This window comes from Pseudomonas abietaniphila, assembly GCF_900100795.1.
Classification (GTDB): domain Bacteria; phylum Pseudomonadota; class Gammaproteobacteria; order Pseudomonadales; family Pseudomonadaceae; genus Aquipseudomonas; species Aquipseudomonas abietaniphila.
Genome location: NZ_FNCO01000002.1, coordinates 232965 through 253248 on the forward strand (window position 1 = coordinate 232965; position 20284 = coordinate 253248).

Genomic DNA, 20284 nt, shown 5'->3' on the forward strand with positions numbered 1-20284 from the left:
TCCGGTGTACGGCAGATTCAGGGCAGGTCCAGGGCCGGCGACTCGATGCCGCGTGCCCGGTCGATCTTCTCGGCCACCTTGAAGGCGGCATCCAACTCGCTGACGCCGTGCTGCTGCATGAGCTGGTAGCGCTCGGCCTTCTCTTCGGGTTCGGTCTGCGCGAGCGCGAGATACAGGCTCGGCGGCACGGCGCGGAAGAGCACCTCCATGCTCTTGGAGAGGATGACGCCCTCGGTGAACTTGCCCGCTTCCTTGCGTGCCGAGAGCATCAGCGCTTTCTGCGCTTGGCTCAGTTCGCGGAACCGCGCGATCTTCTCCACTTCATCGGGGGGCATCGACAGGCAGATCCACCACTCGATCATGTTGAGCATCGGCTCCGCGGCGCGCGGTAGGTCGTCAATATTTTGTGTAGCTAGCCAGTACCAGGCCCCCAGCTTGCGCCACATTTTTGTAATTTTCACGGTATACGGCGCGAGCAGCGGGTTCTTGGTGATCACGTGGCCTTCGTCGGTCACGTTGATGATCGGGCGGCCGAGATACTGGTCACGCTCCGCGATGTTGTTCACCGTGCTGATGAGGCTGATGTACGCGATCGAGAGCTGCGCGTTGTAGCCCTCGCGGGCGTAGGTCGCCAGATCGACCAGCGTGATGTCGGCCTCGGGCCACGGCGTGCCGTCGCGGTCGAACATCTCGCCGTCCGTGCCTTGGCAGAACATGTCCATCGCGTCCGCCATCTCCAGCAGCCGCACGCGCCGCATCTCGGGCAACGTCGGGTCCTGGCCGCGGGTGCGCAGCGCATTGCGCACATCGCGCGTGAGCACAGTGCGCTTCTCTGCCACGCAATGTTCGGCCGCGTCGAGGATGCACTGGCGGATCAGCGAGCGGTCGGCCCGCGTCATCCGCGCTTCTTCCTTGTCTTCGCCGCCCGTGATCATCAGCCGTGCCGTGATCTCCAGCTCGCCCAGCACGTCGCGCTGCTCGTCCGCCTCCATGGCCGAGGCATCCGGTGGCAGGTCTTCGTCCAGTGCATCGGCATCGAGCGTCTGCACGTCGCTGGGCGTTTCGATCAGCCGGCGTGCGTCGGCGAACGGCGCCAGGCTGATGCCCGAGCCGGGTGCCAGCTTGACCCGGTTCACGGTCAGCCCCAGGCGCCTGGCGAAGTCGCTGAACAAGCCGAAGCTGTTGCCGGCTTCCACGATGAAGAGGCGCGGCCGATAGATCGCGGTGACCTGGTTCAGCAGGTTGTTGAGCGTGGCGCTCTTGCCCGAGCCCGTGGGACCGAACAGGAACAGATGGGCATTCATCTGCCGATCCAACCTGTTCAAGGGGTCAAACGTAATCGGGCCGCCTCCGCGATTGAACATCGTGATGCCGGGGTGCCCCGTGCCCTGGGCGCGGCCCCACACCGGCGACAGGTTCGCCGCGTGCTGGGCGAACATCAGTTGCGTGTACCACCGGCGCCGGTCCTTGCCGGGGTTGTAGCAGCACGGCAGCCAGCGCAGGTAGCTGTTGAGCGGCGCCACCTCGTCGTCCTCGCGCACCGGCTGCAGGCCGGCGTTGAGCATCACGTTCGCGAGGTCCAGGCCGCGCCGATCCAGTTCCGCCTCGTCGCGCCCGCGTAGGTAGAACGCCAGAGTGCCCCGGTAGAGCTTGTGCGCGCTGCCGATCAGGGAGCGGGCTTCATGCACGTCCTTGAGCGTCTGCTCCGACGCCAGCGTCTCGCCCACAGCTTTCTTCGCCAGATGGTTGAGGTCCGATTCGAGGACGTCCTGCGGCGTGGCCACCATGGTGAGACACATCAAGGTGTCCTCGGGCATCTGATCGAATAGCGTGTTGATCGCGTCTCCCTTGCGGGTCTCGCCGGTCAGGTGCCCGGTGCCGGGCGGCATGCGCAGCCGGTCGGTGATCAGCACGCGGTGCGGCATGCCGTCGAAGTACCAGGCCCCTTGCGCCACGTCCGAGCGCGGCTGCCCAAAGAACAGCCGCTGGCTGAAATCCCGCCCGCTCGCCAACTCGATCTCGCCGGCCTCGCTTTCCTCGGTACTGTCCGGATAGCGCGCCAACGCGTAGAAGCGCTCCCGGTCCTCCACCCCAGGGCCGAGCAGCGTGGGGCGGGGGTTGAACCATCGCAGCAGCCAGTCGTGAACGTCCGCTGCAACCATGCGCCGGGCCTGGATGCCGGCGTTCGCCAGGCCGCCGCATAGGCGGTCGCAGACGATGCCCAGCATCTGCTCGGGTGTCTGGCCGCGGCGGTTTGCCTGTCCCTGTCCGCTCGCGCGGCGGTACACCACCATGCGCACACGCCGCGTCTGCCCGCGCCAGCGCAGCCGCGTAACCACCGTGTCCTCGAACAGGCCGCCGGGCTTGGCCACAGCGCGCAGGTGGTGGCCGAAGAAGCGCAAGTAGAACTCGGTGAACGCCGAGCCGCGCGCACGTGGCTGCACGTAATCGCGCAAGGTCTGCATGTACTGGTCGAAGCTCGGTTCGTCCTGGGCATAGAGCTGGAGCACCCACGGGTTCTCGTCCAGTTCATCGAAACTGTCCTGAAGCGCGTTTTCCAGGGCGTCGCGGGCATGCGCGAGCCAGCCGGGTTCCCGGCCTTCGGTGCCCAGCGGCACCAGTTCGTAGAACGCCGCCACCGATTGGCCATCCTCCAGGAGCATCGATTTCGACCCGGGCAAGAACTCCACCCAGGGCAGCAGTTCCACGAAGGACGGCGCAACGTCGTACAGCGCCTGCTCGTCGGCCACGGTCGCTGGCTTGCGGCCGTGGACTGCCGAACCGGGTTCGGGGATGCCGGCCTGGCGCAAGGCCTCGACGTGGCGCTGCCAGCTGTCCGGCTGCTCATCGCTAGCCGGGCTACTGGAGCCGGCGCCGGCCAGCTTCGGCCATGGGAGTTTCCACCGCATCAGTAGTCCTCCACGCGCTCGCCCGGCATCGCGTACTGGATGCGCTGGTAGAGCGGGAAGACGGTCGTGTAGCCGGGCACCGGCACGGGATCGGTGCCGGCCAGATGCGGGTACACGTACATCACGAGATCGGGATTGGGCAGGCGCTGGAACTGGCGGTGGACCTCATTGCGCGCGGTGCGCGTGTAGCGCATCTGCTCGACAGGTGCGGCCTGCACGTCGGCGTCGGTCAGGGGCCGACGCAGGCTCTGGCGCGCATCGAGCAGCTGGCGGCCGGCGTTCCGTCCGGCTGCGCCACCGCCGTCGCCGGCCTCCTGCTGCCAGATGTCCATCATCGTGCGGTCACCGTGGGTCAGCAGCTTTTCCTTGCTGGTGGCGCAGCCGCCGAGCACCGCGACGGCGAGGGCCAGCACCAGGCCCTTAATCGAGTTCGAGAGCATGGCTTTCTCCTGCGCGGTGATCGACCTTGCGGCCTTCGGGATCGAAGTCGATGGCGAGCGGTTTTTCGAGGTGGACGGCGACCTTGGCGCCGGGCTGCACATAGACGGCGGCGAACGCCTGGCCGTAGAGCTTGTTGACCCAGGCCGACATGTCCCGGACACCGCCCGCGAGAATCTGGCCGACCGCTTCCTGGCCGGTGATGCCCACGGTGCCGATGGAGCCGTCCGAGCCGACATAGGACATGCGGCCGCTGTCGCTCTCGATGAGCGAGGCCACGCCGGCACCGGCCGCGGTGATCAGGGCCTGCGAGCCGAGGTACTGCTGGGCGTTGCTGCGCCGCTCGCCGCTGACGCAGGGGATGCCGTGCGGGTCGCTGATCCAGCCCAAGCCGTCGCGTTGCTGGTTGTTCTGCTGGTTGCCCTCGCGGTCTTCGGGGATCGTGCGGATCGTGCCGTCGTTGAAGACGAACGTGATGCTGCGCACCTGGCCGCGCACGCACGAAAGCGTCCAGTCGCCCGATGCGGTGCCGCTGAACACGGCGCCGGCCACGTCGGGAATGTCGATGCCATTGGCGGTCAGGTTGTCCGGCCCGACCAGGACTTTGAACGGATAGGGATCGTTGACCGTGCCGTCGATCGGCACGCGGCCGATCAGCGCGGTCATGGCGACCGAACCCATGAGCGTGGAGTTGGTCGGCACGGTATAGACCGGCTTGGCACTCTTGACCCCAGAGGCGCGGGCGCCCGCGTTGGCCACGGTTTCCGCGGTGGTTTCGAGCGTGCTCTGCGCCGGGCCGAAGCTCGTGGGGAAGCTCATTCCGCCGCTCGCGCCACGACCGCCGTTGCGCCCCTCGGCGGGCTTTGCGTCGTCCGGCTCGACCCACCGCACGCCGCCCTCCATGCCGGCCTCGTCGCCGCCCTGCAGCCCCAGGCCCACGGGCAGGTCCGCATGGCCGCCGCCGCGCCCGCCGATGCTGTCCAGGCGCCGCTGCAGGTCGGCGAGCAGCCCTTCGGTCTGCTGGCGCGCGCTGGCCGCCTGCTCCTGGTCGCGGCGCAGGTTGGACCGCTCGGATTCGAGCGCCGAGTTGATGCGCTGGTCGATGGAGTTCTCGCGCTGGCGCAGTCGCTGGTTCTCTTCACGCTGCGACTTGTTGTCCGAGAGCGCGGTCTGAAGCTCGGTGCGCAACTGCTTCACTTGGGCAACGAGCGTCGCCACGGTGTCGCGCGGGGTGTCGCCTTCGATGCCCAGCGCCTTCATTTCCTCGGGCGTGAGCTGGGCGCCGTTGTCCGCCGCGGGTGGCGCCGTGCTGCCTCCACCCGAGAACAGCCGGATACCGACGAACAGCACCAGGATGGCGACAGGGATCATCAGCCACTTGAGCAGGCCGTTACTGCGCATGGCGGGCCTCCTTGGCGTTCTCGTCGCCGTCCGGCTGCGGCAGATGCACGGCAGGGTCGAAGCGGTGAATCGCCGGCAGCAGCGACTGCGCGAGGCCGCGGCCGCCCGTGACCAGGTAGAGGACGGTCGTGTCCTCGGGCGTGCCGCGCGGGCCCAGCGCCTCGTGCTGGAAGGTGGCGGTGAGGAAATCGCCTTGCAGCACGCGCGGGTCGAGCGCGACCCAGTCGGCGCCGGTGTTGGTAAGGCGCACGGCAGTCACCCATTGGTCTTCCAGGCGCCACGACGCGAGCGCGACCGCGCGCACCGGCAGCGTTGGCATCAGTGTGTCCAGGTCCATGTCGCGGCGCAAATTGACACGCATCACGCCCGGCAGCGGCTCTACCGTGCGCAGCGGTGCATAAAGGTTCTGCGCCGCGAAGCGGGTCAAGACCACGGGAATCGGGGTTTCGCGCCGGGCCGTCCTGGCGCCTGTCTGATCCGAGGTACGTACCGGGGGATCGCCGGCACCGTCCGGCTGATCGCCGTAGCGCATCGGACTGCCGCCGCCCTCGACGATGCGCACCGGCTCCAGTTCGGCTTCGCCGTTCTCGGCTGGCTCGGCGGCGATGTCGAGCAGGATCAACGTGCCGGTGTCCGCATCTTGCAGTTGCAGGCGCGTGGGCTCGATCGGTTCGTTTGCGCGCAGGTAGACCGCGCCGCCTGCGCTCTGCACGCGCAAGCGTTCGCCCACGCTGGCCGGCACGCCCACGCGCACGTTGCGATCTACGAACACGATGCGCTCCTGGCCGACTTTCAGCGGCACAGCGAGCGGCATCCGCTCCCAACGCAGGATCTCCACCGCATTGGCTACGGGCACCGCGAGCAGGACCAGCAGCCCCAGCAATGCGCGTACACGATGCTGCTTCATGGGGTTTCTCCTTGAGGTGCCTGCGGAGACAGGCCGCCCCGTGCGCGGGGTGTTGGGTCCGGGGCGCTGATGCGCTGCGGTGCGCCTTCGTAGCAATCGAGGGCCAGGCCGAACGGGTTACGCGCGGGATCGACGTCCACCCGCGCGACCTTGATGGGATAGCGCACCAAGGCGCGCTTGACCTGTTCCGCGCCGTAGTACTCATCCGCGCTGATGTCGAGCGTCACCACCCAATCGCGGTCGGACACCACCCGCACGCGCGCCGTGGGATCGTCGCCGTAGCCACGGCCAGGGATTTCATAAATCCCCCGCACGCGCTGTCGCAACTCGCCCGTGCTGCGCCGGTAGTCGTAGTCGGCCTTGAGGAACTCGCGGCAGGATGGCGTGAGGTAGGACGACAGCGCGTGCAGGTTGCGCGGATAGTCTTCCTCGCCATTCGTCGGCCAGCGATTGAGTTGCTGGAACACGTAGAACGTAAAGGCGTACACGCTCTCGGGTGGAACTTGCCACCACTTCCTGGTGCTGCCGGAGCGCAGGTCGGGCGGGACGTGGATGGTCAGATCGCGCGGGGCGCTCCACCAGCCTCCGCCCATGACCAGTGCCACGATGACCAGTGCGCCAGCACCGAGGCGCAAGGTCTTGATGTGTGCCTGCAGGTGCGCGACCTCATTCTTGAAGCGGCTCATCGCGTGCTCCTGCGGGTGGTCCAAACGCCCGGGCGAGAGATCAGCACGTGGCCACGCACCCAGCCGGCCATCAGCGGATGGCGCGTGGCGATGCGCCATTGCAGTTGGCGATACAGCCAGGTGTCGGGACGCCCACGCTTGAGGCGGCGCAGGATGCCGCCCCCGATGAATACGCCCAGAGCCACGCCCAAGACGACGAACGTCGGCGCGATGGCAATCGTGCGGAATACCCAGGACAGCGGCGCGCCGATCAGAAGAGCGGCTCCGCCGGACAGGCCGCAGCAGATCCACAGCTCATCGGCCGTCAGACCGCGCACGACAACGGGATGGCGATTGAGCCGGTGCGGAAGGAATGTGACCGTTCCATCCGCGCGGATGTGCTGGTGCTCGGACATGACCCGCCCCGCTTACAGGATGCCGGTGGCTTCGGTGAGCAGCCAGATGCTGATCACGAGCAAGATGGCGCCGACGGCGACGGTCAAGCCGAACTGGCCCCACGTTTTGCGGCCATTGTGGATTTCCGCATAAGTGCCATACGCGTGATAGCAGACGCCAATGAATGCCGACGCCACTACCAAGAGGGCCACGAGCATGATGATGTCGTAGCCGTAGTTGCGGATCGTCTCCATGATGCCGTTGCCGGTGCCCCTGGAGGGGTTCTCGATCGTGGGCAGTCCCTGCGCGAACGAGAGCGCGGGGAGCAGTGCTGCGCCCAAGGCCACGGCGGCGCGCTGGGCAAGACGGGTAGGAGTATGGCTTTGCATGGTCAGTCCTTTCAGGTCAGGAGAGGAGGAAGTAGGTCAGCACGAGGTACAGCGCGAGAAAGCGCACGACGACGCCCAGAAACTGGCGCTGGTTCAGCCGGGACTCGGCCCAACCGACATAGGCCGTTCGGATGGCCCACACGCCCCAGACGAGCAGGACCGCGAAGACGGCGCCGACCAGGACGGTCGCCATCGCGTTGGGCGTGATGCCGCTGTTGGCCTGAAATGCCGAGACTTGGGCGCCGGTCATGGCTCGCCCTCCGGCGTCGTCGGCCGTGCCTCGCTGGGCCGCTCGGTGCGGTAGTTGCCGGCCAGCTCGGACGGGTCGCGCGGCTGTGCGCGCGAGGGCGTGAGGTGGTCTTGGATGCCGGCGCGCACCCGCGCCAAATCAGCCAGCAGGCGGGGGTAATCGAAGTGGTAGCGCTCGCCCGGTACGACAGCGACATGCGCGGCGCTGTGCGTGACCGTGCGTTCCAGCGCGTCAAGCTGGCGCAGCGCGGCGGCCAGCTCCTGGCGCTGTGCCGGGGACTCAGCCAGCGCCATCGGGGACGGCCCCAGCGAGAGGGCCGTCACGAGAAAAGTGGGCGCGCCGCGATGTGCAGCGCGCAGCCAGATCGAAGCCAACATCGCGCCATTCCTGTGTTCAGCAATGGCTTGATCGTGGAGATCAGGGCTGTTTTAGGCCGCAAACAATAGGAACTTGGATACGACCGGATTCATGGGCTGGCACTGGGGCTGGGGGTTAAAGGCGATCTGCAGCCCCCAAGAACAGGCTGTTTCTGGTCGCAGTGGACGAAGCAGCGCGTTGGGTTACTCTTTCAGGATTGCAAGCGACTGAGCGCGTACCCTATGCAATACAAACTTGTCGACCGTCGCGCCGTGCCCTGCGCAGACAGAAAGGAATGGTGGGATTGGTTTCGGTCCGCTGACCGTCACGTGGCTGATACCTGTCTGGATGACATTAGGGTGTCGACGGTATTCCTTGGCCTGGAGCACAACCCCTTGCCAGATGGGAGGCCCGCACTGTTCGAGACGGAAGTGAACGTCAATGGCGAGGCGAATCCGCTATGGCAATACGCTACATGGGAGGATGCCGAAACCGGGCATGCCAAGATCGTCGGAATGATCGAGGCTGAAATCGAACGCGTCGGTGGGTCGTCCGGCGAAGCAGCGAGGACGGTCTGGGAACGGGTAGCTCAGCGGATGTAGTGCGCGCAGACGCGCTGAGGCCAGGTACTCAAACACCTGGCCTGGCCATCTACAAGTACTTCTTGAAGCTCCCTGCCGTCAGGGAAACCGCCAGCCCCAGCAACGCGGCGCTCGGCAGCAGGATCAGCAGCGGATGCGCCGATACCGGTAGCGCCAAATAGGTGACCCAGGGCAACACGGCCAGCGGCATCAGGCTGGCTTTCGCGCGGTGATAAATGAAGCCGCTCTCTCTTCCAGCGCCGAATCGCCTCACGTCGCGCCGTACAAGGCCGTCGATCAGGCCGACAAAGGCTGCCGTGAAGATCAGCGGCAGCGTGAGCGCAAGGACCAGCAGGCGTACCACGAAAGTGAGCGTGGTGAACGCGGCGGCAATCAGGTAGCTTTCCGTCCAGACATAGACCTGGCTGATGAAATACCGGAAGTTGCGCTTTTTCCCTTGGCTTGGCGCGCGAGCGCGCTCGGCGGTCTGGCTCATGCGCTCCAGCAGCCCCGAACGCACGAACACCCATTCGTAGCCAGTATCCACCAGCTCGTGCGCCGTGCGTCCCGGTTCCTGCACGACCACGCTACGCGTGAAGTGCCCGGACAGGTGACTCAGTTCGTACTGCAACATCTGCTGAGAGTGGCGCCAGCCCTGGTCTTTCCAAAATAGGTGCATGCCGACGCACTCCACCACGATCGAGAAAAACAGCGAACCGATCAGCACGCCGAGCAGTCGAAACGGCAAGGTGATCGTGCCGACGATCAAGCCCTGGCGCTGGCTTTGCTCCCGCTGCGCGGTGGAGGCAGCATCCTTCATAGCGAGGCCTCGTTGCCAGCGCCGGAGCCAGTGTCGGTGTCTACTGTGGCAGGTTCGGCCGGTGCGGCGTCAACCAGTAGATCTTCGGGCAATGCCGCGTCCTGCAAGACGGGGGAGCTGGTGTACTCCCACCACTGCGTGGCCTCGCTGTAGCTCTGGCGCATGTATCCGGCCAGTTGCTGCAAATCCGCGGGCATCACTTCGTCTGGGTCCGGTGCAGGCAGCGGCATGCGAATTTTCCAGAGCTGGCCGCCCTGCAGCAGCGCGAAACATTGCCCCTTGGGCAAGCCCACGATGTGCGACGGTTCGATCATCGGAACGCTGGACATGCTGATGCGGTCCTGCGTGTTCGACGTGAAATCCGTGGCCCCGCGAATGTCGGAGCTGTCGGTCGCGCCGCTTACGATGGTAGTGGTATAGACCTCGACCTTCGGCAATTGCCGGGTCAGCAGTTCAGCGGTCGCGGTCTCGCGCACGCGCAGCATGAACAGGTTGTTGAAATTCCCGATCACCTGGCCCGCCTTCGCGCGGTTGCCGATGCGAGCCTCGATGTCCGAGAGGGTCTGGGTGTACGCAGTGACTTGCAGGCCGGCACCGCCACCCTTGTTGATCAGCGGGATGAACTCGTCGCCCATCAACTCGTTGAACTCGTCGGCGTGGACGTTGATCGGAACACGCGAGCCCGTCGATGCGCCTGGCAGGCCGTCGTCCACCCCGTGCTTGTAGATGTGCCCAGCGACCGACACGAGATCGCTGAACATCGAATTGCCGACCGCTGCTGCAACCTCGGCGTCGGAGAGCGCATCCAGGCCTACATAGACGATGGCCCGCTTACGGATGATCTGCATCCAATCGAAGATGGGCCTGGGGTCGTTGAGGTCGGAGTAGTTGGGGGCCAAGAGTTGCGCGATTTTTCCACTGGTCAACTTCTCCAGCAGCGGCAACAAGCTCGCGACAATCTTGTCGAAATAGGTCTTGTCATAGCGCACTGCACTGCGCAGGCCGTCCAGCACCGGGTCGTAGTTGCGCGCCTGGGAAAGGTACTGCTCCAGCGCGACCACACGCTTCTCGCGCCCGATCATGTTCCTGGGGATGTTTTTGTCGTTCAGCCTCGCTTCGAGCTGGACGATGATTTCCCAAGCCTTCGGCTCATGTTTGGCAAAGTAGTGCTGGGCATACTCCAGAAACAGAGCATCAATGTTGATCACATGGCGCTGGATCAACATGTAGTCCGGTCGCTGCCCCAGCTCCACCAAAGCGCGGGCAATGACGTTCACGAAGCGCCAGGCGAACTCCCGGAAGGCCGCGCTGTTGCCCTCGCCGGAGAGTTGCCCCGCCACGCGGGTCGCGACTTCGCTGATGCGACCGAAGCGGCCCACAGCGTTGTACCGTGCCGAAATGTCAGGCCATCCCAGGTGGAAGACATAGAACTCGCCCTCACGGCCCGCACGCCGGGCTTCGACGTACATCCGCTTCAGCAGGTCGGCGTCCCCCTTGGGATCGATGACAATGACGACCTCGTACTCGCCCGTAGCGCTCTTGCGACGAATGTCCTGGGTCACGAACAACTCGGCCAGTCGGGTCTTGCCCACGCGCGTAGTGCCCAGAACCAAGGAATGACCGACTCGCTCGCCAAGCGGCAGGCTGACGTCTATCTCATCCGGCTCGATGCCATGCAGCCGGGGCAAGCCTCCCACGGGCGGCAACGGCCGCGCGGGGTTGATCGGCACATCCCAGCTCGCGAGCCGCGCGAGGTGGGATAGCGGGAACGGCGCGAACTCCAAGCGTGTTTCCAGCCTTCTTGCCAGCCGGTACGCGGGGGTCGGCTCGACGTAGCGCCGGAATTCCGGCCTGTAGGTCTGCATCAACCTGTGGGTGTGTTTCTGCTCCCACAGAAAGCCGCGCCCTACGAAGAGCCGCTGCTGGCTGACGGGCACGTCGCGACTGGTCATCACGTAGCGCGGCAGGCGACGGATGTTGCGGCGATAGCGCAGGATGACGCGCGCGTCGCGGTAACGCAGTGCGCCATAGGCCCCGAATGCCAGGGCGCTGCCCACGCCCATAGCTGGGCTTAGCGCGAGCGACCAGGGGGCCACCAGGGACAGAATCGCGGCGCCGGCGCATGCGGCAACGGTGTATAGCTCCACCGCTGGCCGCAGCAGGACCTCGACCGGCTGCTTACCCGACATGGCGTCATTGCTCGATCGCTGTGGCGGTGACCAGCACCGGGTAGTGGCGCAGGCCCAGCCGTACAGCTAGATCGTCACCGGCCACGGGCGCCAGTGGCACGCCGGGCGCCAGGGCGCGCAGCCGGGCTAGACCCTGCTCGGTCTCGACGTTGACGACCAGGCCAACCGCGCCGCGTTCGCGCAGGGAAGCCGCATGACGCCGCAGCCAGACCTGCGATGCCTCGTCGTCGCCCACGATGGCGAAGGGCCGCAGGCCGGGCGCCTCGATCACGCGGCGCGTCACCGTGCCAGGCGTAAGCTGCGGGCTGCGCACCGGCAACATCGCAGCCTCGTCGGTCGGCGTCGCGGGAACCTGAGGTGTTGGGACGGGTGGCCTGGCTGCGTCGCTGCGGGGTTGGAGGTTCAGCGCCTCGTAGTACGGCAGCGCCGACGTGCCACCAAGGTCCTCGACCACGATCAGCGGTTCACCGGCATGCGAGGCCAGCGGCATGCCGGCCAGCAGCGCAAGCAGGCCCTTGACCGTGAGAGTGGTCAGATGGGTTTTCGTCATGGGGATGTCTCCTGGTGCGCGGCAGGGGCCGCGGCGGTCGGGTGGGCGCCCTGCACGCGCGCGATGTGGCGGGACACGCTGCGCCGATAGCGCGCGGCGGGCTCGCCGCCCGCGGGGCGGTGGTAGCGGCCGGTTGCGAGCAGCCAGTCTTCGCCGTCGTTGTGCTGCTCCTTCAGGATCTCAGCGGCGACGGCGAGGTTGCGGTACGGGTCGAGTAGATCGCAGGTGCTGGCGTAGCGGTGCTTGTGGTAGCCGATGTTGATCTGCCCGAGGCCCACGTCGATGCGCGTATGCGGCGTAGCGCGCATCGCCTGCTGCAAACCCGCGCAGGCGTCAGCGCGGGTGGCGAAACGACGTGATTGGCCGGCCACGTTGAGAGACCATGGCCACGGGACGATGCGTCCATTGCGCCGGATCCCGCTCTCCTGCAATGCCACGGCATAGAGGACAATTGAAGGGATGTCCGCACGCTGGGCGGCGAGCTGGTATGCCGGCGGCGGAATCTCCTGGGCCGGCGCAACGCAGGCACAGAGACCCGTAGCAAGCGCCAGTGCGCGTAGGGACGCGGTTACGGCTGGCGCTGCCATTGGCCGTTGGTCTCACGTACGACCGCAGGGAGATCGCCGGGCAGGCCCAGCGACAGCCAGCGCCCACTGTCGTGATTGAGGGTGATACTGCCGCTGCGCACACGCGCCGGATCGACGTTCACCCGCTTGGCCCAGTCGCGGATGCGTCCGTCGTCCTGGCGGCTGCCGACCATGTACAGGTCGAACTCGGTGCCCGAGGATTGCAGGCGCTGAACGAGCTGCCCGCAGGCTTCGCAACCGTCTTTGACGAACACCGCCGTGCGACCGCTGCCGCGTGCAGCGGCGGTGCCGGGCTTGTCGTCGGGCAGGTTCACGCGCTGCATGCCGGGGTTCAGACGCTGCCAGGCATCGTCGTAGGCACGCTGATACGCCAACAATTTCTCAACGCGGCGCGCCTCGACCTGCACTTGCAGCTCCGCGTAGCGCCGCCGCTCTTCATCCGTGCGGGCCTCGATGCCCAAGACCGACAGCGGATCCAGGTTCGGCGAGTAGATGCCCAGCGGCCCGTCCATAAGTTCGCGGTAGCGCGCCCACTCCTGAGGTTGCAGCCCCCAGTCGCTCGACACCCGGTCGTCCAGAATGCGGGCGACCAGCGGGCGCTCCTGGCTTTGCGCATTGCGGACGAGAGCTGTGGCGGGCTGCTGCGCCCAGGCGGGCCACTGGGCAGACGCGAGCAGGAGCGCGGAAAAGATGATCGACGGCTTCATGGTGTGTGCTCCGGTCAGGGGATCGCCACACGACGGGTCTGCTCGCCGGCTTGAAACACTGCGGTGCTGCCTTCGATGGCTTGCAAACGCCAGGGGCCGACCGTATCGCCTGGCAGCAGCACCTGAAGCTGATCAGGCGTGAAATCGCCGCCATTCGGCGTGACCGACACGCTGCGCTGACCGGCGCGCAGCTCCCTGCCGACGACGCGGAACGGCAGTGGCGGAGGTGCGGGCCGGGAGGCGGCCGGCTTGCTCGACGCGCGCGGCTGAACGGGTGCAGCGGCACGCGCGGCGGTCTGGCTCGCCTTGATCTGCTCGACCTCCGTGCGCAACGCCTGAAGATCGTCAGCAGCGGCATGGCTACCCAGCGTCTGCTCGACCTCGGCAATGCGGGCTTCCAAGGCCCGACGGGCGTCTTGCAGGCCCGCGGCCGTTGCGGCGGCAGGCTGTTGCTGCAGGTCCTGCGTGGCTTCGGCCAGGCCCGTTACCTGCACCTCAAGGCGCTGCAAGCGGGTATCGAGCCGTTCCTGATCGGTCTGGTCGTTCACGGCCCGGTAGCTGAGGACCACGAGGACACTAAGGCCAAGCAGCCACAGCCACATCAGGCTCTGCACCACTACGGCGGCGGCCGAGCGCCGGGAGAACTGGGGGTCGCTCATGGCCGGCCTTCCTCAATCGGGAAGGTTTGCACCGCTTCGAAAACGGATGGCTCGGGAGCCGGTTCCGCGCTTGCGCCTTCGTCAGACCGCTCGAAGCAGATCTGCCGTGCGCGATCATCCGCATGCAGTTTCCAGGCTGGGCCAGCCAGTGTGAGCAGCGCATCGCGCAGGGTCATGGGGCCGAGGTGCAGGTGCGCCGCCGGCAGCGGCAGTGCGTACAGCTCGATCACCGCGTGCGCCGTCTGGCACAAGCCGTAGCCGCTGCGCTTGAGCACATGCCGCAGCCTGTCGCCGACAGTGGCGCGGGCGTCCTCCGGCATGGCGACATCGATGGTCTGCAACAGCAGGTCGCGCTGAGCTGCTGTCGGTGCCAGTTCCACGAGGGTGTAGCGGCCGTAGCGCACGACGGGGATGTACTCGGGGGCCTCGGGTGCGGGCACGACCGAGACTTCGTCGATGGTGTCGGGCGCGACCGGTGCGTTCGTCGTCGCGCAGCCGCCAGCCAGCACCGACCAAAGCAGGCCGAGAAAACCCGCTAGCAGGCGGCGTTCGGGATAGTGAAACCAGCGTGGAGAGGGGCACATGGCGCGTCGTCCTGAAACATCGAGCCCTCACCATCGCCGCTCGGGCCACGAGCGGCAGCAAACAATGCGAACTAGGTAGCGCCCGATTTCTCCGCAGTGGGTCGCTGACTAAAGGAAATAGGCCCAAAGGTCATTGGTTGAGAGACTGCTCCCCTCACTTCAAGCCCGAGTGGATGCCGGGCTAAGCGGTACCGAAGGGCAATCCACTGCCGGTCTCTCCACCCAGGCAATACGTTGCGGCAAGGCATTCCCTGCGCGAACCGAATGAATCCGCGGAGACAGTTCTCGACGGTCTTGTCATGAGCCGGTACAATGAGTTAGTCGGAGATGGCGTTCCTCCCGATCAAACCGCAGCGTTCGCTGCTGATGACGCCTACAGCCACCTGACCTTTTGTCGGGGCTGTAGGTGTTTGCGTCTACATCTCTTGCATGGGTCAGCCCGAAGAATTTCGAGTGCACGGATCCATGCCTTATTGCCACCTAAAACAGCTTGAACTGGTGCCCTACTCGGGCAACTGGTTTCTCATCGCCAGCGTTGTTGCCGTGTTGGTCGGTAGCGCCTCGGCTTTCTTCCTGATATCCCTGGATCCTGCCACTGTCTGGCGCGAGTCCCATCCCCGAGCGATCGGGCTGGGCCCGGGCGTGGGTCTCGTGCGCGCGTTCATGCAGGAACACGCCGAGGTACTGAACAAGATGCCTGCCGTGCTGTTTCTGTGCGAGCGGCTACTGTCGCACACGCGAACCGCGCACGGCCATGCGGCCCGGAGTTGCTGATCATGACCGGGGCATACGCAGTGCTCGCCATAAGCATCGGCTCGGGCATTGGAGCGCTCCTGCGCTACGCCTTGAGCCTGGCGATGAATGCGCTGGTGCCGTCGATTCCGATGGGCACCTTGGCATCCAACCTGATAGCAGCCTACATCGTCGGCTTCGCTATTGCCTACTTCGGCATGACGCCGGGGTTGTCGCCGATCTGGCGCCTGTTCGTGATCACTGGCCTGGCTGGCGGCCTGTCCACTTTCTCGACGTTCTCCGCTGAACTGCTCACGCTGCTGCGCGACGGCCGTCTGGGCTGGTCGGCAAGCATGCTGGCGCTGCACGTGGGCGGTTCGCTCACGATGGCGGCACTGGGCATGGCATCTGCATCTATCACCCGTCATTCCTAACTGAGGAGGCCCCATGAAAGGCTATCAACTGACCTTCTTCACTGCGCAAGACCGTCGTCATGGACACACCCCGATCGGCGACTGGCTCTTGCAGTTCGCCAAGAGCCATGGCGCTGTCGGTGGCACGCTTGTGGGTGGCGCGGAAGGGTTCGATCACGTCGGCCGCTTCCACTCCGCGCACTTCTTCGAACTGGCAGACCAGCCGCTGGCGGTGACAGTTTCCGTGGATGAGGCGGCATGTCAACGGCTGATGGAGGCGTTGGCGCAGGAGGCCATTGAGCTGACCTATGTGAAGGTGCCCGTCGAGTACGGGCGTATTGGACGAGACGCACACTAAAACGCTGGGAAGCACGGCGGTCTATGCGGGCAGGGATGCCTTTATCCGTTTGATCTAAGTGAAACCTTGTTCTTAAAAAGCGTGATCGAATGACGAAGATTATCTTGACCCGTCACGGGCATGTGGACTGGATTGCTCCCGAGCGCTTTCGCGGACGTGCCGAACTGCCCCTCTCGGAGCTTGGCAAACGCCAAGCCGAGGCGCTGGGCCACCGCGTTGCCGAGACCTGGAAGCCCGACGCCATCTATGTCAGTCCGCTGTCGCGCTGCGTGCGTACTGGCGAAGCCATCGGTCGAGCCACTGGCGTACAGCTAAACATCCTCGAAGACTTGGCTGATACTCACTACGGCCGGTGGCAAGGGCTGACCCACGAAGAAGTGCGTGCGCGGTGGCCCGACGAACTCCGCATCTGGCTTGAAGCGCCCGACTTGGCAGTGATCCCGGACGGCGAGACGCTGGCAGTTGTGCTAGTCCGTGCAATCAATGTATTGCAGGTCGTGCGGCGCAAGCACAAGGATCAGACCGTCGTTCTGGTCGGACATGACAGCATCAACCGCATCTTGCTGCTGCACGCCCTCGGCCTGCCGCTGTCGCGATACTGGCACATCAGGCAGGAGCCGTGCTGCCTCAACGAGATCGAGATTCAGGAAACGGTTTTCAGCATTCAGCGCGTCAACGAAAGCCACCATCTGGCGAAGCTTTCCTGAGGGTTAAGGGCCGCGTCCCGAGAGGACGAAATGCTCGGAATGCAGGCTCCGAGGAACTGCTGAAGATCCTGGTTCAACTTCAGGCCGCTTTGACCTGCACCAGTTGGACTACGGTCAGCAGCGCACGAGCAGACCGTCGCCGCCGAAGGGTCGGTCCGTCACCGCGGCGGGATAGTCGCGGGTGCCATGGTGTCGTTGCAGGTGACCTTGCTCTCGCCGACGTTGCTGCGGATGGAGCCGGTTTGGCCATCGGTCACATCATCATGATGACTTTGCGGAACAAGGCTCGGCTCACGGGCGCCCAACAGGAGGACTCCGCTATCCGCGGGGTCGAAGCACACGAACGGCGCGTTGCATCCGCATTTTCGCCCGTCGCCTTGGTTTTGTTGTGGTGGCCGCTAACTTCATCCGCATACCCTTGACGAACTACCTTCTAGTAGGTAGGATAAAGCTCCTGCTGTTTTCTCCCTAAACCCTATTTTTCGAGGTCACACATGACGCCTTCTCTCAACGGAATCAACGTAGCCGCATTCCAGGAATTCGCAGACAGCATCCGCAAGGAACCCACCAATGCCGAGGCCAAGTTCGAGGTCAACACCCGCTGGGATGGTCAGACTCGCTCAGTAGCGAGCGTGAAGTCCTACGATCTGCGCGGACAGAGCCATGCGCGCGATTTCACTATCTTGGCCGATGAACCGACCGAACTGCTGGGCACCAACACCGCTCCCAATCCGCAGGAATTGCTGATGGCCGCGCTCAATGCGTGCATGACCGTGGGCTATGTGGCCAATGCCGCCGCCATGGGTATCACGGTACGTTCGCTGGAGATCGACACGATCGGCTCGCTCGATCTGCGCGGTTTCCTGGGGTTGGACGAGAACGTCAACCCTGGTTACGACGAAGTTCAGTACACCGTGCGCATCGACGCTGATGGCACCCCCGAGCAGATGGAGCAGATTCATCAGGCCGTCATGCGGACTTCGCCGAACTTTGCGAACTTCGCGCGCGCCATCCGCATGGTTCCCAAACTGGTCGTCAGCGGAAAATAACGCCCTTTGTCCACCAGGAGCCACGCCATGAGCAGTCCCACTCAAACGAGCACTCGCGAGGCATTGATGCGAACTGCAGAAGCTCTCCTGCGCTCCAAGGGCTACTCCGCTTTCAGCTACGCCGACTTGGCTGAAACAATTGGAATTCGTAAGGCGAGCATCCACCACCACTTTCCCGCAAAAGAGGATTTGGGATTGGCGGTGGTGCAGGTCTATGTCGAGCAGATGATGCAGGCCTATGACGACATCTGCCGCAGGCAGCAGTCCGTGGGGGAGCGCCTGAACGCCTTCGCCAGTTGGTTCATGGCGGGTGTGAAGGAAGGGCGGTTGCCATTGTGTGGTGCACTGGCAGCGGAAATGTCTGTGTTGCCTGAGCGCTTGCAGGAGTTGACCCGCTACTTTTTCCGCATACAGCTCCAATGGCTTCAGAGTGTGCTCGATGAAGGCGTGGCAGATGGGCAGATACCTGCTGACATAAATACCGAAGCCAGTTCCAGACAAATTCTGAGTCTGCTGGAGGGTGCCAGCTTTATTGACTGGGCGTTGGACGATCACAAAGCCGTCGATGCTCGTGTTCTGTTGCGCATTGTCGGCGTTTTTGGTGAGGAATGTGCTCGACATTGAGCGTATTCCTCAATCTGAAATCTTAAAGAGAATTTATTATGAAAACTGTGCGTGTTGACTTGTGGTCGGATTTTGTCTGCCCTTGGTGCTGGATCGCCAAGCGCCGCTTGGAAAAAGCAATAGAACGCCTGTCTGGAGAGGTGCAGGTGACTGTCACCAATCATGCTTACCGCTTGGCCAGAGGCATGGAGCCCATGGATTTCGCCAGCGCGCTCAAGATGAAATTCGGAAACGAACGTCAGGCGCAGCAGATGATGGACGCCGTTGCAACGCATGGCGCAATGGAAGGTCTGACCTACAACTTCGGAACCATGCGTTTCGGCGATACCCGGGCCGCTCATTCGCTGGTCAAGAGTGCGGGTACTGAAGCGGAGCGCAACAAGATGATCGAGGCATTGTCTCTCGCCAGCATCACCAATGGGCAGGACATTTTCGACCATGAGGTACTGCGCGGGATCGCCGCACAAGTCGGGATGTCGGTGGAACAGATTGCCGGGATCGACTTCAACCGCGTCCACGAAATTGAACAGGATGAAGGGCGTGCAAATTCTGTCGCCAATGGCGTGCCGCTGTTCGTCTTAAACGACAAGGCCTATGTCTCCGGTGCCCAGCCGGTCGAGGCATTCGTTTCGGCGTTGCGCCAGACGGCGATCGAAGCACCTGCGTCTCTTAATGCAGAGGATGGCGCAAGTTGCGGTATTGACGGCTGCCGAATCTGACCTGTTGCATCGGTGGCGGTTAGCCAGGTCTTGTGCTGTCGGCGTTTAAGGGAAGATGTTGATGATGTTCGATTTCGATCAGGTAATACCGCGCCTGGGCACTAACGCCTTGGCGCAGGATGGATACGAGAACTATCTATTTGGGGCTGACCCATCGGCCTCTCCCTTGCAGATTCCCGAAAGGGATCTGTTGTCGATGTGGGTGGCGGACATGCAGTTCGCTGCGCCCGACGCCGCCATCGACGCCATGCGCGAGCGCCTGTCACACCCCATCTTCGGCTACACGATGAACTTCGACAGCCACTTGTACGAGGCCTTCGGCACTTGGTGCGAGCGGCGTTACGATTGGCGCTTCGAGCGCGAGCACATGCAGACCTCCTTGGGTGTGATTCCTGCATTGTTTGGCCTGGTCGAATACATCTGCGCTCCTGGCGACAAGGTGCTCAGCCTCACGCCTTCGTATGGCTACTTCAAACACGCGGCTATACAGCGCGACCGCGCATTCGTGACCTCACCCCTGCACAGAAGAAATGATGGGCACTACGAAGTCGATTTCGAGGACTTCGAGCGCCAGGTGCGCGATCCGGCCGTCAAGCTTTTTTTCCTATGCCACCCCCACAACCCCACGGGGCGCGTCTGGAACGAAGACGAACTGCGTCGCATGGGCGAGCTGTGCCTGGCCCATGGCGTCAGGATCGTGTCCGATGAGATCCACTGCGACTTGACCCGCGCGGGCGTATCCCATACGCCGATGGCCAAGCTGTTTCCGGACCGCAACGAGATCATCACCTGCATGGCGGTCAGCAAGACTTTCAACCTAGCGGGGATGATGATCGCCACGGTAATCATCCCCGATGCCGAGCTTCGCGCCGAGTGGAGGCGCAGGCACTACCCGTTTGTCAATCCCCTGAGCCTGGCGGCGGCGACCGGAGCCTACCGTGATGGCGAAGCATGGCTTGACGCGCTCCGAGAATATCTGGATGGCAACTTCGCCTTCATGCGGCACTACTTGTCCGGGGTGCTTCCAGAGGCACGGTTCCGAGTTCCGCAGGCCACCTACCTCGCGTGGGTGGACCTGAGTGCCTACTTCGATGAATCCATCAACCTGACTCGCTTTTTTCTGGAACATGCCGGCCTAATCCTTGAAGGCGGAGAGATGTTTATCGAGAACGGCGCGCAGTGCGTCCGGCTGAACCTGGCATGCCCGCGCACCGTGCTTGAAGACGCGCTCGCGAGATTTGCCATCGCAGTCGATGCGCATCGCAGCGATGGGTAGAAGGCTATTGAAATAAC

25 protein-coding genes and 1 riboswitch are annotated in these 20284 nt (G+C 64.3%); of the genes, 9 read left to right on the forward strand and 16 right to left on the reverse strand.

Annotated elements, in window-relative coordinates; translation table 11 throughout:
* Positions 1-17: 17 nt before the first annotated feature.
* Genes BLS87_RS04385 through BLS87_RS04425 form a run of 9 tightly spaced genes read right to left on the reverse strand, consistent with a single transcriptional unit; the run spans position 18 to position 7732 of the window.
* The gene (locus tag BLS87_RS04385) at positions 18-2909 is read right to left on the reverse strand and encodes a conjugative transfer ATPase (protein WP_011516996.1); all 2892 of its coding nucleotides are present in this window, start codon (positions 2907-2909) and stop codon (positions 18-20) included.
* A complete protein-coding gene (locus BLS87_RS04390) occupies positions 2909-3349 on the reverse strand; it encodes a TIGR03751 family conjugal transfer lipoprotein (protein ID WP_003149753.1) in 441 nt (146 codons plus the stop codon). Before BLS87_RS04390 ends, BLS87_RS04385 begins: the two co-directional genes overlap by 1 nt.
* Complete coding sequence (locus BLS87_RS04395; protein ID WP_004350605.1) at positions 3330-4748, reverse strand: TIGR03752 family integrating conjugative element protein; 1419 nt, start codon at positions 4746-4748, stop codon at positions 3330-3332. Before BLS87_RS04395 ends, BLS87_RS04390 begins: the two co-directional genes overlap by 20 nt.
* The gene (locus tag BLS87_RS04400; protein WP_074750536.1) at positions 4738-5655 is read right to left on the reverse strand and encodes a TIGR03749 family integrating conjugative element protein; all 918 of its coding nucleotides are present in this window, start codon (positions 5653-5655) and stop codon (positions 4738-4740) included. Before BLS87_RS04400 ends, BLS87_RS04395 begins: the two co-directional genes overlap by 11 nt.
* The gene (locus BLS87_RS04405; RefSeq protein WP_074750538.1) at positions 5652-6341 is read right to left on the reverse strand and encodes a PFL_4703 family integrating conjugative element protein; all 690 of its coding nucleotides are present in this window, start codon (positions 6339-6341) and stop codon (positions 5652-5654) included. Before BLS87_RS04405 ends, BLS87_RS04400 begins: the two co-directional genes overlap by 4 nt.
* Positions 6338-6736 carry a TIGR03750 family conjugal transfer protein gene (locus tag BLS87_RS04410; RefSeq protein WP_074750540.1) on the reverse strand — a complete coding sequence of 133 codons (399 nt, stop codon included), beginning with the start codon at positions 6734-6736 and terminating at the stop codon, positions 6338-6340. Before BLS87_RS04410 ends, BLS87_RS04405 begins: the two co-directional genes overlap by 4 nt.
* A gap of 12 nt (positions 6737-6748) precedes the next feature.
* Complete coding sequence (locus BLS87_RS04415) at positions 6749-7105, reverse strand: TIGR03745 family integrating conjugative element membrane protein (protein WP_074750541.1); 357 nt, start codon at positions 7103-7105, stop codon at positions 6749-6751.
* A gap of 16 nt (positions 7106-7121) precedes the next feature.
* Positions 7122-7355 carry a TIGR03758 family integrating conjugative element protein gene (locus BLS87_RS04420; RefSeq protein WP_074750543.1) on the reverse strand — a complete coding sequence of 78 codons (234 nt, stop codon included), beginning with the start codon at positions 7353-7355 and terminating at the stop codon, positions 7122-7124.
* Positions 7352-7732, reverse strand: coding sequence for an integrative conjugative element protein, RAQPRD family (locus BLS87_RS04425; protein WP_074750545.1), 381 nt, complete (start codon positions 7730-7732; stop codon positions 7352-7354). Before BLS87_RS04425 ends, BLS87_RS04420 begins: the two co-directional genes overlap by 4 nt.
* A 309-nt stretch (positions 7733-8041) precedes the next feature.
* On the opposite strand from BLS87_RS04425, the gene BLS87_RS04430 reads away from it, so the two are divergent.
* Positions 8042-8314 (forward strand): hypothetical protein, encoded by a 273-nt coding sequence (locus BLS87_RS04430; protein ID WP_208605136.1) that lies wholly within the window; start codon positions 8042-8044, stop codon positions 8312-8314.
* A gap of 49 nt (positions 8315-8363) precedes the next feature.
* On the opposite strand, the gene BLS87_RS04435 is transcribed toward BLS87_RS04430, so the two are convergent.
* Genes BLS87_RS04435 through pilL2 form a run of 7 tightly spaced genes read right to left on the reverse strand, consistent with a single transcriptional unit; the run spans position 8364 to position 14389 of the window.
* Positions 8364-9113, reverse strand: a complete 750-nt coding sequence (locus BLS87_RS04435) for a TIGR03747 family integrating conjugative element membrane protein (protein ID WP_074750549.1) — start codon at positions 9111-9113, stop codon at positions 8364-8366.
* The gene (traD, locus tag BLS87_RS04440) at positions 9110-11302 is read right to left on the reverse strand and encodes a type IV conjugative transfer system coupling protein TraD (RefSeq protein WP_074750551.1); all 2193 of its coding nucleotides are present in this window, start codon (positions 11300-11302) and stop codon (positions 9110-9112) included. The genes BLS87_RS04435 and traD overlap by 4 nt, the downstream gene beginning before the upstream one ends.
* Before the next feature lie 4 nt (positions 11303-11306).
* Complete coding sequence (locus BLS87_RS04445; RefSeq protein WP_074750553.1) at positions 11307-11852, reverse strand: integrating conjugative element protein; 546 nt, start codon at positions 11850-11852, stop codon at positions 11307-11309.
* The gene (locus BLS87_RS04450) at positions 11849-12439 is read right to left on the reverse strand and encodes a transglycosylase SLT domain-containing protein (protein WP_074750555.1); all 591 of its coding nucleotides are present in this window, start codon (positions 12437-12439) and stop codon (positions 11849-11851) included. Before BLS87_RS04450 ends, BLS87_RS04445 begins: the two co-directional genes overlap by 4 nt.
* Positions 12421-13146 (reverse strand): TIGR03759 family integrating conjugative element protein, encoded by a 726-nt coding sequence (locus BLS87_RS04455; RefSeq protein ID WP_074750557.1) that lies wholly within the window; start codon positions 13144-13146, stop codon positions 12421-12423. The genes BLS87_RS04450 and BLS87_RS04455 overlap by 19 nt, the downstream gene beginning before the upstream one ends.
* Before the next feature lie 14 nt (positions 13147-13160).
* Positions 13161-13805 carry a hypothetical protein gene (locus tag BLS87_RS04460; RefSeq protein ID WP_074750559.1) on the reverse strand — a complete coding sequence of 215 codons (645 nt, stop codon included), beginning with the start codon at positions 13803-13805 and terminating at the stop codon, positions 13161-13163.
* Entirely contained in the window at positions 13802-14389 is a 588-nt protein-coding gene (pilL2, locus tag BLS87_RS04465) for a PFGI-1 class ICE element type IV pilus protein PilL2 (protein ID WP_074750561.1), read from the reverse strand. Before pilL2 ends, BLS87_RS04460 begins: the two co-directional genes overlap by 4 nt.
* A 314-nt stretch (positions 14390-14703) precedes the next feature.
* A riboswitch (Fluoride riboswitch) is annotated at positions 14704-14772 on the forward strand.
* An 82-nt stretch (positions 14773-14854) separates the two neighbouring features.
* Between pilL2 and BLS87_RS34405 the strand changes: the two genes are divergently transcribed.
* The 8 genes from BLS87_RS34405 (at position 14855) to BLS87_RS04505 (ending at position 20267) form a co-directional block, all read left to right on the forward strand.
* A complete protein-coding gene (locus tag BLS87_RS34405) occupies positions 14855-15163 on the forward strand; it encodes a hypothetical protein (protein WP_074750563.1) in 309 nt (102 codons plus the stop codon).
* Positions 15164-15165: 2 nt separating this feature from the next.
* The gene (crcB, locus tag BLS87_RS04475; RefSeq protein ID WP_074750565.1) at positions 15166-15555 is read left to right on the forward strand and encodes a fluoride efflux transporter CrcB; all 390 of its coding nucleotides are present in this window, start codon (positions 15166-15168) and stop codon (positions 15553-15555) included.
* Positions 15556-15568: 13 nt separating this feature from the next.
* Complete coding sequence (locus tag BLS87_RS04480) at positions 15569-15892, forward strand: DUF190 domain-containing protein (RefSeq protein ID WP_074750568.1); 324 nt, start codon at positions 15569-15571, stop codon at positions 15890-15892.
* Between the two features lie 89 nt (positions 15893-15981).
* Positions 15982-16599: a histidine phosphatase family protein gene (locus tag BLS87_RS04485; RefSeq protein ID WP_074750570.1), complete on the forward strand. Its 618-nt coding sequence runs from the start codon at positions 15982-15984 to the stop codon at positions 16597-16599.
* A 494-nt stretch (positions 16600-17093) separates the two neighbouring features.
* Complete coding sequence (locus BLS87_RS04490; protein WP_074750572.1) at positions 17094-17648, forward strand: OsmC family protein; 555 nt, start codon at positions 17094-17096, stop codon at positions 17646-17648.
* Between the two features lie 27 nt (positions 17649-17675).
* Positions 17676-18272 carry a TetR/AcrR family transcriptional regulator gene (locus tag BLS87_RS04495; protein ID WP_074750574.1) on the forward strand — a complete coding sequence of 199 codons (597 nt, stop codon included), beginning with the start codon at positions 17676-17678 and terminating at the stop codon, positions 18270-18272.
* A gap of 38 nt (positions 18273-18310) precedes the next feature.
* Positions 18311-18991: a DsbA family oxidoreductase gene (locus BLS87_RS04500; RefSeq protein WP_074750576.1), complete on the forward strand. Its 681-nt coding sequence runs from the start codon at positions 18311-18313 to the stop codon at positions 18989-18991.
* A gap of 61 nt (positions 18992-19052) precedes the next feature.
* Positions 19053-20267, forward strand: coding sequence for a MalY/PatB family protein (locus tag BLS87_RS04505; RefSeq protein WP_083370599.1), 1215 nt, complete (start codon positions 19053-19055; stop codon positions 20265-20267).
* The last annotated feature ends 17 nt before the right edge of the window (positions 20268-20284 follow it).